This window comes from Telluria antibiotica (assembly GCF_011682055.1).
In the GTDB taxonomy this organism is placed as follows: domain Bacteria; phylum Pseudomonadota; class Gammaproteobacteria; order Burkholderiales; family Burkholderiaceae_D; genus Telluria; species Telluria antibiotica.
This window is the reverse complement of record NZ_JAAQOM010000002.1, coordinates 213,543-224,918: the sequence shown is the minus strand read 5'-3', so window position 1 is coordinate 224,918 and position 11,376 is coordinate 213,543. Positions and strand designations below refer to the sequence as shown.

Here is an 11,376-nt window from a genome sequence, read left to right as displayed (position 1 = left end):
ACTCATGCATGGTCCCGGGTCGCGGACGGCGCTGCCGCGCGTTCGGCGCCGCGCACGGGCAGCACGACGCGGAACAGGGCGCCGTGCGGCTCGGCGGGCAGGCATTCGATACGGCCGCCGTGCGCTGCGACGATGGCCCGGCTGATCGACAGGCCGACGCCCGTGCCTTGCGGCTTGGTGGAATACAGGGCGTCGAAGATGCGCTCGCGATCGGCGGGCGCGATGCCGGGGCCGTTGTCGCGCACGCGCAGTTCGACGAGGGCGGGGCCGGCGGGCGCCGATTCGAGCACGATGCGGCGGGGCCGGTCGCTGACGCCGGCCAGCGCCTCGATCCCGTTCAGCAGCAGGTTGATGAGCACTTGCTGGATCTGCGCACGGCTCGCGTGGAGTTGCCGGTCCGGCAGCTGCAGGCGGGTGTCCAGTTGCACGTTCTGGCGCACCATCAGCGCGCGCAGCAACTGGGCCACCTCGGCGACGGCCGCGTCGAGCGCGAACGCGCTGGCGGCCTCGCCCTCGCGCCGCGCGAGTCCGCGCACGCTGCGCACGATGTCGCCGGCCTGGCGCCCGCACGTGCTGATCTGTTCCAGCGCTTCGAGCGCGCGTGCCGTGTCGGGCTGGGCGCGGCGCAGCCAGCGCCGCGCGGCCGCCGCGTGCAGCACGATCGCCGCCAGCGGTTGATTCACTTCGTGCGCGATGGCGATGCCGAGCTCGCCGACCGTGTCCGCGCGCGCGGCGCGCGCCTGCTGGGCGTGGTCGAGCGTGGCCGGGACGGCGCCCCAGGCGGCCGCCAGGTCGCGCACGCGGCCGTGCGCGCCCCAGTCGCGCCACGTGTCCAGCGCGAGGCGGCGGTAGCCCGGCAGCGCGCCGGCGAGCGCCTCGCGGGCGCACAGGCCGACCGCACCCTCCCACGCGAGCGCGGCAAGCCACGCCTGGCCGTTGGCCTGCGCCAGCGCGGCTGCGCGCTCGTAGGCGGCGAGGGCGCGCACGCCGCCGCCGGCATCGTGCCCGGCCGCGTCCGCGAGGAGCGCCATCGCGCCGGCGAGGTCGGGAGCACGGCGGGCCCAGTCGCGCAGTGCCCGGCGGTGCACGCGCAACTGCGCCGTCGCGCCGGGCACGCCCGGCACGCGGGCCAGTGTCAGCGCGCCGAACAGGTGATACGGCAGCAGTTCGCACGGCGGCGTGAGCGGCGTGACGAGCTGGCGGGCCGCGGCCAGCGCCGCGCGCGCGGCGCCCATCCGGCCACGCAGCCACGCCGCCTGCAGGCAGCCGAGCCAGCAGCCGAACTGCATCGCGTCCGGCGCCACGGCCGGGACGAACGGCGCGTGCGTGCCGTCGGCGAGGGCACGGAACAGGGCGATGCGGCTGTCCAGCTGGCGCGTGGCGGCGGACGCGGTACCGGCGGGGATGGCAAGCCGCACGGCCTCGCCGTAATGCTGCAATTCGGCGAGCGGCGCGCCGCACAGCAGGCGCACGCCCGTCCACAGCACGGCGCTGCGCGCCAGCGTATCCGGACGTCCCGCTTCGATGCGGCAGGCTTCGGCCTGCACGAGCGCGGCGTCCTGCAGCGGGGCGCGCCGTGCCAGCACGAGGGTCGCGTGGGCGCGCAGCACGGCGCCGCCCACGCGCCCCGCGTCGGGCCGGCGCGCGCGCCGGGCGCAGGCATCGGCCAGCAGCAGGGCGCGGCGGCCGCCGCGGAAGCGGTCGAGGGCGACGGCCGCGAGCAGCACGGCGGCCAGCAGGGTGGCGTCCGTGGGGCCGTCCAGCAGCGCGCGGCGGATTTCCGTTTCGATCAGGCTGCCCGGCAGGCGGCCGGCATTGAAGGCGTCCTGCAGCGCGTCGGCAAGCAGAGGATCGGCGCGCAGCAGCGGCGCATCGGCCAGCGTGGCCGGGCCCGTGTCGCACACGAGGCGCCACGCGGCCCGGCACGCGGGCAAGTCTGGCTCGGACGCCGGGGCGCCGTCGGGCTGCGCGTATGGCGCGGGAGCGGATGGTATCGGTAGGTACGGTCGGTTCATCTGCACGCTCGGTATCGCCACCGGCGCGAGTCGGGCCGGGGCGAAACCAGTATCGCGGCATTGCCGGGCGATGCCCTCATACGAAAGGAGGATCGCTGTGCGCAGGAACGGGGGGAGGGCGGCGTGGACGTCCATCGCGTTGCTCGGGGAGCGGGCAGGGCCGGCGCCGCCGCGGGATCAGGAACGCAGGAAGGCCAGCAGGTCGGCGTTCAGGCGGTCCTTGTGCGTGTAGGCGAGACCGTGCGAACCGCCTTCGTAGACGAGCAGGCGGCCTTGCGGCAGCAGTTCGACGGCGCGGCGTGCCGTCGTGTCGATGGGGACGATCTGGTCGTCGTCGCCGTGGATGACGAGCGTGGGGACCGTCATCTTCTTGAGGTCTTCCGTGAAGTCCGTTTCCGAGAACTGCTTGATGCACTCATAGGCGGCGCGCAGGCTGCACTGCATGCCCTGCAGCCAGAACGTGTCGCGCATGCCTTGCGACGCCTTGGCGCCGTCGCGGTTGAAGCCGTAGAACGGACCGGAGAGGTCCTTGAAGAATTGCGCGCGGTCGGCCTTGACCCCCTGGCGGATGCCATCGAACACGGCCATCGGCACGCCGTTCGGGTTGGCGTCCGACTGGCCCATCTGCGGCGTGACGGCGCCGACCAGCACGGCGCCCTTGACGCGACCGGTGCCGTGGCGGCCGACGTAGCGCGCGACCTCGCCGCCGCCCGTCGAGTGGCCGACGAGGGTGACGTCGGTCAGGTCCAGCGCCTCGATCACCTGGGCCAGGTCGTCGGCGTAGTCGTTCATGTGGTTGCCGTGCCAGGTCTTGCTCGACCGGCCGTGGCCGCGGCGGTCGTGCGCGATGACGCGGTAGCCGTGCTCGGCCAGGAACATCATCTGGTCTTCCCACGCGTCGCCCTGCAGCGGCCAGCCATGGCTGAACACGACGGCGGGACCGTGGCCCCAGTCGGTGAAATAGATGGTGGTGCCGTCGCGGGTGGTGACGGTGTTGCTCGTACGGGTGATGGTCATGGCATGTCCCTTCGGTGGAGTGGCTGGAGACCGGAAGGGACGGCTCGGCCGCCGCATCCGGACCCGGTCATTGTCGGGAGGGGCGCGGCCGAGGTCTAGTCATACGAACGTATAGGTACTTACCCTGTGCTATCGGCCGTTGCCCGCTCGATCGGACAGTTGAGTGCAAGCATGCGGGCCAGCGGCGTGCTCGCGCGCAGGCGCTCGCGCCACCATTTCAGCGCGGCGCCTTCCTCGCCCGTGCGCCATGCCATGTACAGCGTCTCGTCCGGCTTCGGCTCCTCGACGGCCTTCTCGACGAGGCGTCCGGCCGCGATGTCGGCCCGCGCCCACGCCTCCGGCAGGAAGCCGAAGCCGAGGCCAGCCAGCTGGAATTCGTACTTCGTCTGCATGTCGGGCACGGTGAGCGTGTCCTGGCCGAACAGCAGGCCCACCGTGCGGGCCTGCAGCACGCGGACGGAGTCGGCGACGGAGATGGCGCGATGCGCCGTCAGCTCCGCCTTGCCGAGCCGGTGCCCCACCGCGGCGAGCGGATGCGACGGGGCGACGACGAACACGAACGACATCGTGCCGAGCGGCTCCGCCGTGTAGCCGCCGCCGGACGGGCCTTCGCCGGCCGCACCGACGAGCAGGTCGACGCGCCGGTCCAGCAGGCTTTCCCAGGTGCCGGACAACGCTTCGCGCACGATGCGCAGGCGGGTCTGGTCGGCCACGTCGTAGAACGCGCGGATGTCGTCCTGCAGGCCCAGCGGGGCGAGCGCGGAATCCATGCCGATGGCGAATTCCGTCTCCCATCCGGACGCGACGCGCCGCACGCGGCTCTCCAGGTCGCCCGCCGCCTTGAGCAGGTAGCGGCCTTCCTTCAACAGTTCCTCCCCCGCCGGCGTCAGGACGACGCGCGGCCCGAAGCGTTCGAACAATTGCACGCCCAGGTCGTCCTCCAGCTTGGAGACGGTGTACGAGATCGTCGACGGCACGCGGTACAGCTCCTTCGCGGCGGCGGAAAAGCTGCCGCGGCGGGCGATCGTGTCGACGGTGAGGAGGGCGTCCAGGCTGAGTCTGAGCATGTGCGGGGTGAGTGAAGACGGGGAGCGCATCGTATCAAAAAAGCGGGGGCGCGTCGTCGGTGCATGGCGGGGAGCCGATTGCCTTCGGCGCAATCGGGACCGTACACTGCTGCGACCGCCGGTTTTGAAAAGGAACGACGCAAATGCAAATAAGACGATTCATGATTGCGCTCGGCGTCGCGCTCGTCTTGTCGATGTTCCTGACCGGGCTGTATGCATGGCATGCGTCCGGCGACGACGGACCGATCGTCGGCAAGCACGTCGACTACCTGTCGCCGGGCGGCGAATGGGTCGCGACACTGGAGGTGGTCGACAATGGCCTCGGTTTCGGACAGGGTTGGCTGTACGATGAGGTTCATCTTCGTCGCCCGAGCGAAGCGATTTCCAGTCACGGCGAGCGCGCCGCGTCGGCCGTTTTCTACATGGGTTCGGCCGGAAATCCGCCCGACGAGGTTTCACTCGATTGGCGGGACGGGAGACACCTCGTCATCGCTTATGACGATGACTCGCGTGCTCGTCCGGGAAAAAACGTCACTCGGTTCCACGGCATTTCGATCGAATATCGGGTGCGGGCAAGACAGTAAATATTGCCTCTGGAGGAATAGGGTGCCGGCCATGAATCTTTAACAGGATCTGCCGTTTTCGACTGACTCGACAATTATCGTGAAGGCGGCCAACAAATGACCTGCATGTGTGCTGCGGTTATTCCGCAAACCTGTCGCGTTACCCCTGCAAGTTTCACGCACTTTCAATATCTCCTGATTTTTCGAAATAAATACGCGAGAGTTTCTCGCTCGGAACTGATATAGCGCAAAATAAAATAAAATTCGATATCGCGGGTTCCTTCAATCGATTTATTTTCTATTTCCCCATGCGCTTTGAGGCCCGCAGATAGCCGGCGCCGAGGGGCCGTCAAGGCAACCGCGTCCCGGAGCAGGCCCGCGCAGTGGCCCACCGCTGGAAGACCAGGCATGGCCGTTGTCGCGATAGCGAAGCTGCCCGTACGTCTGCTCGGTTTTCTGGGAACGTTTTCGCCTTCCACTGCGACCAGCCAAATGATCGGTAGGTTGATTAGTGGAAATTGAACGCCTTGCAAAGCAATAAAGTGCCTTCAGGAATGATCACATGGTATCCGGCTCGTATTTATTGTCGTGATCCATTTTGAGATAACAATCAGAAATTTTTCTAAAAATCAATTTCCTGCAGTAATTTATCGTGGAGGATTACTGTCGGCAGAACTTACAATTTCGTTTAACCTCGATTAAAGCATTTTCATAAGTTATTGATTCTAAAGTAAGCAAGAACTCTGGCCTGAATCATGCTTTATGGGGAATGAGCTGTCGTAGCACCAAACGTATTGTCCAACACGTATTCCTTGAGGAGAACCTTATGAAGCTGAACAAGTCCCTGATCGCCAAGTCCGTTGCCGCCCTGACCCTGGTCACCGGCGCAGCGATGCCGATGTTCGCTCAAGCCGCCGCGCCGATCTTCACAGTCGATCCGTCGGCCCTGGGCAGCGGCAAGCCTACGTTCACGGCCAACCAGATCTCGGGCACCTCGTCCGAATTGCTGACGACCTCGGGTAACACCCATAGCGGTTCGGGCTGGCTGCAGTTGAGCGCTTTCGCGCTGAACGGCAGCCCCAAGTTCAACACCGGCCTGGGTAGTGACTACCTGCTCTACATCACGTTCGACCTGACCGACAAGTATCGTGCTGGCACGGGCTCGGGCATCAACACCCCGAACAGCATCAACGATCTGACGTCGCTGAACTTCAAGTTCTACGTCGACAAGAACATGGACAACACCTATACCAATGCGAATGCGGCAACCGCAACGGGGGCGACTGTTGGCAACACCGGCGACGACCTGCTGCTGGCCAGCGGCAGCCTGATCACCGGTGTCGCAGGTTTCAATGATCTGCTGGGTGCCCACCTGAACTCGAAACAGACGTTCAACGTGACCGCTCTGGGCCAGTCCTACTTCGTCGATCCTAATCCGTTCTACAACATTGCGTTCGATGAGTTCAACAACACGACGCAAGGCGCCGAAATCTCCGGCAACCTGGTGGCCATCAACCAGGCGAGCGGCTCGATCGACTTCAACTCCCAGGTGCCGGAACCCGCATCGCTGTCCCTGCTGGGCTTGGGGATGCTGGGCCTGGCCGCTAGCAAGCGCCGTCGCGCCAAGTAATCGTGTCTAATTGGCTTTCCCGATCGGCCTTGCTGGTCGGGAAGTAGTGTCTTAATGGCAAGAAGCCCGTCCTGCGACGGGCTTTTTTACGTACACAAAGTGAGTGCTATCTTGTGCAGCCATACAATTTCTATGACCAAGCCCTTCATCGAGCACCTTGCCGCGTGCGCCGCACTGGCGCCGTCGGCCGATAACACTCAGCCATGGCAGATGCGCTGGACCGGCGATGCGCTCGAGCTGCATTATGTGTCGCGCCATCCGAGCACGAATGTGTTCGATGCCGACAGTCATGGCACGCTGCTTGCCATCGGCGCCCTGGCCGAAAACATCGATATGACACTGGCGGCGAATGGTGTGCAAGGGAAATGGGAATGGAGCCGGCCAGGCAAACAGCCGTACGGGTGCCTGGATTTGCCACACGACTTGCCGGAAAATTTTACAATTCCTCCGGGGCTCGAAGCGCGCCACACGAACCGTCTCCCGTATCGGACCGATGCACTCGAGCCGGGTTTGCGGGACAAGGTCGCAGCGGCCCGGCAGGGCCAGCAACGCATGGTCGTGCTGCAGGGCAATGCAGCGCGCAAGGCGCTGGTCAGGCTCGTCGAATTGAGTTCCCAGGCGCGCTTCTGCAATCGCGACCTGCACCGCTGGCTGTTCGGCAGCCTGCGTGAAACACCGCAGGAGGTCGCCAGCGGCGACGGACTCGACGTCGCGACGTTGGGCTTGCCACCGGGCGGCAAGACCATGCTCAACTTTATGTCGAACTGGAAGCGGATGGCCAAACTGAACCGGTTTGGCGCCTACAAGTTTCTGGCCAAGACCGAAACCGGGCTGATCTCGGCGGCGCCGGCGCTGTTGTGCGTCGTTGGCAGCGGAAAGGAGCGCAACGCGATCGACGCCGGACGCCTGCTGACACGCGTCTGGACGCAGCTCAACGAGCACGGCGCGGCAGTGCAACCGTATTACGTCGTGACCGACCAGGTCAATCGCCTGCACACAGGCAAACTGGCGCCGGGGTTCGAGGACAAGATCGGGGCGGTGGAACAGGAGCTGCACAGGCTGTTAGGGCTGGCCCAGGGCGAAATGCTGCACATGATCCTGCGAGTGGGCTATCCGACGAAGGCCCCGGCGCGCTCGCACCGGCTTCCCTTGTCGCAGGTATTCGTTAGCGAGCTGTAACTGCACAGTTCGTCGAACTCGTCATCGACGAGCCAATCTGGCGCGTTTCTCGGGAACGGGGCCGAGTGTGACAGTTCGTGTTTTTTCATACTTCGTCGCCAAATGGCTGATCGTGTCGGTCGGCGTCGCTGTCGCGGTATGGGCTGCAGCGATCCTCGCGTGCGGCTGCCTTGCGTTGCAATACGGCGACGATTACAAATTCGACGGGAAGATGTACAAGGCATCGGCGTCCCGATCGGTCGACCTCTCCGATCCAGCCGCCTGCAAGCGCAACCGGGACGTTTGCAGCGACAATTAACGAGAATGCGCGTCACGCAAGGCCTTCGGCGCCTTGTTCTGCCACCCCGCGAGGATCAACGCTTTCACGACGGCCGCCTCGGCGCGGGCAAGCGTGACGCGCACGCCCGTCGCCGACTTGCCCCAAACGAGTTTTTCGATGAATTGCGGATGCAGCGCCAGCGCCTGCTCGCGTTGCGCTTCGGGCAAGACGATGTGGATGGTCTCTTCTCCCGGCGGCACCGTGACGAAGATCTTGTCCCGCACGCGAAACGACTGGTACGTGAAGTGCGGCGCCTCCGTCGCCTCGTGCAGCGACAGCGCATAAGTGCGAACCGTCGAGACCTTCATGACATGCCCTTCAACGCCCGCCCGATGCGCGCGCGAAAAGCGCTCACCTTGTCGGGCGACAGCGACTCGGCCCGGTACAGCGACAGCATCTCGAAGCGGCACGTCGGCGCGCACGTACCCAGCAGCGCCAGTTTCAGCACGCGTTTCACGGGTTGCCGCAGCACGAACCGGTCGACCCACCACGGCGAACCCAGCGTGGTGATCGCCACGGCCCGCCGCAGTTTGCCCAGACGCGATCGAACCAGCCCTTGAGCAGCGCGGGGAAGCCGAACCACCACGTCGGGAACACGAGCACGAGGGCTTCGGCGTCCAGCAGGCGCCCGGCGTACGGCCCGGTGGCGGCGCCTTCGAACGCGGGGCCGTAGTAGCTCTCGCGTTCCGCCGCGGTCAATGCCGGCGCGAAGCCGGCGGCATGCAAGTCGTCGACGACGACGTCGTGCCCGTGCGCGATCAGGGTGGAGACGGCATGCTGCGCCAGCGCGTGGCACAAGCTGTCGGGGAGGGGATGGGCGATCACGACGAGACACTTCATGCACGGTCCCCGAGACCGAGTTCATCGGCCATCCGGTCGCGCAACACGAATTTCTGGATCTTGCCCGTCACCGTCATCGGAAACCCCTCGACGAAGCGCACGTAGCGCGGGATCTTGTAATGCGCGATCTGCCCGCGGCAGAATGCGCGGATCTCGTCCGCATCCGCCTGCGCTCCGGGCCGCAGCACGATGCATGCGCACAGCTCTTCGCCGTACTTCGCATCCGGGACGCCCACGCACTGCACGTCCAGCACCTTCGGATGGCGATATAAAAATTCCTCGATCTCGCGCGGGTAGATGTTTTCGCCGCCGCGGATCACCATGTCCTTCGCGCGGCCCACGATGCGGCAGTAGCCGTCCGCGTCCAGCGTGGCCAGGTCGCCCGTATGCATCCAGCCGGCGTCGTCGATCGCCTCGCGCGTGCGGGCGTCGTCGCCCCAGTAGCCGAGCATCACGGAATAGCCGCGCGTCAGCAGCTCGCCCGTGTCGCCGCGCGGGACGATGCGGCCGTCCGCGTCGACGATCTTGACCTCCAGGTGCGGATGGATGCGCCCGACCGTGCCCACGCGGCACGCGAGCGGGTCGTCGACCGAGGTCTGGAAGCTGACGGGCGACGTTTCCGTCATGCCGTAGGCGATCGTGATCTCGTCCATGTGCATCTGGCGCATCACGCGCTGCATGACTTCCGTCGGACACGGGGAGCCGGCCATGATGCCCGTGCGCAGGCTCGCCAGGTCGAACGAGGCGAAATCCGGATGGTCCAGCATCGCGATGAACATCGTCGGCACGCCATGCAACGCCGTGCAGCGCTCGGCCTGCACGGTGGCCAGCACGGCGCCCGCGTCGAACCCTTCGCCGGGATACACCATCGCGGCGCCATGCGTCATGCAGGCGAGGTTGCCCAGCACCATGCCGAAGCAGTGGTACAGCGGGACGGGGATGCACAGGCGGTCGTGTTCCGACAGGCGCATCGCCTCGCCGATGAAGAAGCCGTTGTTGAGGATGTTGTGGTGCGTGAGCGTAGCGCCCTTCGGCGCGCCCGTCGTGCCGGACGTGAACTGGATGTTGACGGGGTCGTCGAACTGCAACGTACGCGCCACCTCGTGCAGATGGGCCACGTCGGCCGGGCCGGCGCACTGCGCGACCGCGTCGAAGTTCAGCATGCCGGGCGTCGTCTCGTCACCGAGGCGGATCACGTGGCGCAGCTCGGGCAGGCGCGCGGCATGCAGGTCGCCTGCGGTGGCGGCGTCGAGTTCCGGCGCGAGGTCGCGCAGCATGCCGAGGTAGTCGCTGGACTTGAAGCCGGGTGCGAGGATCAGCGCGCGGCAGCCGACCTTGGCCAGCGCGTATTCCAGTTCCGCGCGCTGGTACGCGGGGTTGATGTTGACCATGACGAGGCCGGCCTGCGCCGTCGCGAACTGCGTGAGCACCCATTCGGCGCGGTTCTGCGACCAGATGCCGATGCGGTCGCCCGGCTGCAGCCCGAGGCACAGCAGCCCGGCCGCCAGGCGCTCGACGCGCTCGCGCAACTCACGCCACGTCCAGCGCACGCCCTGGTGCGGCACGACCAGTGCGTCGCGGTCGGGAAAGCGCGCCGCGATGCGGTCCAGGTGGGCACCGATCGTGTCGCCGATGAGGGGGAGCGGATGCGCCCCGTGGACGTAGCTCGCCTGCTGCATGGTGGTCTCCCGTTGCGGATGCGTTGACGTTCTCGCCACAGTGTAGCGTCGCCAGGCGCTGCGCGATTATCGAAAAAATCGATCGCAGGCCATAAAACAACTCGTTTTTCTTCTCGCTGAGCAGCACCCATAATGCCTTCCATGGAAACGCCCTTGCACCGGCAGGGACGGCGGTGCCGCAAGGCCGGTGGAGCGCAACGTGTTCGAACGGTTCGAACACCATCACAAGGAGAGCAACATGCTGAAAGTACGTAAAAGCGCGGATCGCGGTGTCGCCAGTTTCGGCTGGCTGCGCTCGCAGCACACCTTCTCGTTCGGCCACTACCACGATCCGGCGCACATGCACGTCGGCCCGCTGCGGGTGATCAACGAGGACCGCGTGGCCCCGGGTCGCGGCTTCGACCCGCACGGCCACAAGGACATGGAGATCATCTCCTACGTGCTGGACGGCGCGCTGGCGCACAAGGACAGCATGGGCAACGGCTCCGTGCTGCGCTATGGCGACGTGCAGCGCATGAGCGCCGGGACGGGCGTCACGCACAGCGAGTACAACCACTCGGCGACGGAACCTGTGCACTTCCTGCAGATCTGGGTGATCCCGAACGAGACGGGCGGCGCGCCGGGCTACGAAGAGAAGCACTTCGACACGGCGAGCAAGCGCGGCGCGCTGCGCCTGATCGCGTCGCACGACGGTCGCGACGGTTCCGTGTCGCTGCGCCAGGACGCCGCCATCTACGCGACGATCCTCGACGGCAGCGAGCGCGTCGACCATGCGCTGCTGCCCGGCCGCCAGGCGTACGTCCAGGTGGCGCGCGGCACCGTGACCGTGAACGGCTGCGTCCTCGACGCGGGCGACGCCGTCGAAATCGGCGAGGAAGCCGTCGTCACTATGTCGGACGCACAGGACGCCGAAGTGCTGCTGTTCGATCTGCCGGCCTGAACAGGCAAACGATGAGCGAGTCAACGCGACGATTTTTGCGGGGCGCCTGCGCGAACGCGGCGCCGCACGGGTCGACGTGCTGCGCGGCCGTACGGCCTGAGACGGGTACAATCAGTCCGCGACCTGG

At 66.4% G+C, this 11,376-nt stretch carries 11 protein-coding genes; 4 read left to right on the top strand and 7 right to left on the bottom strand.

What is annotated here, in order from left to right; all coding sequences use genetic code 11:
• Window positions 1–2: 2 nt before the first annotated feature.
• The 3 genes from HAV22_RS03995 to HAV22_RS03985 form a co-directional block, all read right to left on the bottom strand.
• On the bottom strand, window positions 3–2,015 hold the full coding sequence (locus tag HAV22_RS03995) for a sensor histidine kinase (RefSeq protein WP_166856746.1): 2,013 nt from the start codon (window positions 2,013–2,015) through the stop codon (window positions 3–5).
• Between the two features lie 177 nt (window positions 2,016–2,192).
• A complete protein-coding gene (locus tag HAV22_RS03990; RefSeq protein WP_229421061.1) occupies window positions 2,193–3,032 on the bottom strand; it encodes an alpha/beta fold hydrolase in 840 nt (279 codons plus the stop codon).
• Between the two features lie 119 nt (window positions 3,033–3,151).
• Entirely contained in the window at window positions 3,152–4,099 is a 948-nt protein-coding gene (locus tag HAV22_RS03985; protein WP_166856742.1) for a LysR substrate-binding domain-containing protein, read from the bottom strand.
• A 161-nt stretch (window positions 4,100–4,260) separates the two neighbouring features.
• Between HAV22_RS03985 and HAV22_RS03980 the strand changes: the two genes are divergently transcribed.
• The 3 genes from HAV22_RS03980 (at window position 4,261) to HAV22_RS03970 (ending at window position 7,471) form a co-directional block, all read left to right on the top strand.
• Window positions 4,261–4,683, top strand: coding sequence for a toprim domain-containing protein (locus HAV22_RS03980; protein WP_166856740.1), 423 nt, complete (start codon window positions 4,261–4,263; stop codon window positions 4,681–4,683).
• A gap of 805 nt (window positions 4,684–5,488) precedes the next feature.
• A complete protein-coding gene (gene pepA / locus HAV22_RS03975; protein ID WP_166856738.1) occupies window positions 5,489–6,292 on the top strand; it encodes a flocculation-associated PEP-CTERM protein PepA in 804 nt (267 codons plus the stop codon).
• A 132-nt stretch (window positions 6,293–6,424) separates the two neighbouring features.
• Window positions 6,425–7,471, top strand: coding sequence for a nitroreductase family protein (locus HAV22_RS03970; RefSeq protein ID WP_166856736.1), 1,047 nt, complete (start codon window positions 6,425–6,427; stop codon window positions 7,469–7,471).
• Between the two features lie 294 nt (window positions 7,472–7,765).
• Here HAV22_RS03970 and HAV22_RS03965 read toward each other — a convergent pair whose 3' ends face one another.
• The 4 genes from HAV22_RS03965 to HAV22_RS03955 are packed head-to-tail and all read right to left on the bottom strand — an operon-like array spanning window position 7,766 to window position 10,309.
• Entirely contained in the window at window positions 7,766–8,098 is a 333-nt protein-coding gene (locus HAV22_RS03965; protein WP_166856734.1) for an MmcQ/YjbR family DNA-binding protein, read from the bottom strand.
• The gene (locus tag HAV22_RS30775) at window positions 8,095–8,247 is read right to left on the bottom strand and encodes a hypothetical protein (RefSeq protein WP_208296045.1); all 153 of its coding nucleotides are present in this window, start codon (window positions 8,245–8,247) and stop codon (window positions 8,095–8,097) included. The genes HAV22_RS03965 and HAV22_RS30775 overlap by 4 nt, the downstream gene beginning before the upstream one ends.
• Window positions 8,244–8,630, bottom strand: coding sequence for an NAD(P)H-dependent oxidoreductase (locus tag HAV22_RS03960; protein ID WP_208296044.1), 387 nt, complete (start codon window positions 8,628–8,630; stop codon window positions 8,244–8,246). Before HAV22_RS03960 ends, HAV22_RS30775 begins: the two co-directional genes overlap by 4 nt.
• The gene (locus tag HAV22_RS03955; protein ID WP_166856732.1) at window positions 8,627–10,309 is read right to left on the bottom strand and encodes an AMP-binding protein; all 1,683 of its coding nucleotides are present in this window, start codon (window positions 10,307–10,309) and stop codon (window positions 8,627–8,629) included. The genes HAV22_RS03960 and HAV22_RS03955 overlap by 4 nt, the downstream gene beginning before the upstream one ends.
• A 238-nt stretch (window positions 10,310–10,547) precedes the next feature.
• On the opposite strand from HAV22_RS03955, the gene HAV22_RS03950 reads away from it, so the two are divergent.
• The gene (locus HAV22_RS03950; protein ID WP_166856730.1) at window positions 10,548–11,249 is read left to right on the top strand and encodes a pirin family protein; all 702 of its coding nucleotides are present in this window, start codon (window positions 10,548–10,550) and stop codon (window positions 11,247–11,249) included.
• Window positions 11,250–11,376 lie beyond the last annotated feature (127 nt).

Coding starts and splice junctions, on each gene's coding strand:
- HAV22_RS03950 (WP_166856730.1), top strand. CDS start 10,548: ATGCTGAAAGTACGTAAAAGCGCGGATCGCGGTGTCGCCAGTTTCGGC.
- HAV22_RS03980 (WP_166856740.1), top strand. CDS start 4,261: ATGATTGCGCTCGGCGTCGCGCTCGTCTTGTCGATGTTCCTGACCGGG.
- pepA (WP_166856738.1), top strand. CDS start 5,489: ATGAAGCTGAACAAGTCCCTGATCGCCAAGTCCGTTGCCGCCCTGACC.
- HAV22_RS03955 (WP_166856732.1), bottom strand. CDS start 10,309: ATGCAGCAGGCGAGCTACGTCCACGGGGCGCATCCGCTCCCCCTCATC.
- HAV22_RS03960 (WP_208296044.1), bottom strand. CDS start 8,630: ATGAAGTGTCTCGTCGTGATCGCCCATCCCCTCCCCGACAGCTTGTGC.
- HAV22_RS03970 (WP_166856736.1), top strand. CDS start 6,425: ATGACCAAGCCCTTCATCGAGCACCTTGCCGCGTGCGCCGCACTGGCG.
- HAV22_RS03990 (WP_229421061.1), bottom strand. CDS start 3,032: ATGACCATCACCCGTACGAGCAACACCGTCACCACCCGCGACGGCACC.
- HAV22_RS03995 (WP_166856746.1), bottom strand. CDS start 2,015: ATGAACCGACCGTACCTACCGATACCATCCGCTCCCGCGCCATACGCG.
- HAV22_RS03965 (WP_166856734.1), bottom strand. CDS start 8,098: ATGAAGGTCTCGACGGTTCGCACTTATGCGCTGTCGCTGCACGAGGCG.
- HAV22_RS03985 (WP_166856742.1), bottom strand. CDS start 4,099: ATGCTCAGACTCAGCCTGGACGCCCTCCTCACCGTCGACACGATCGCC.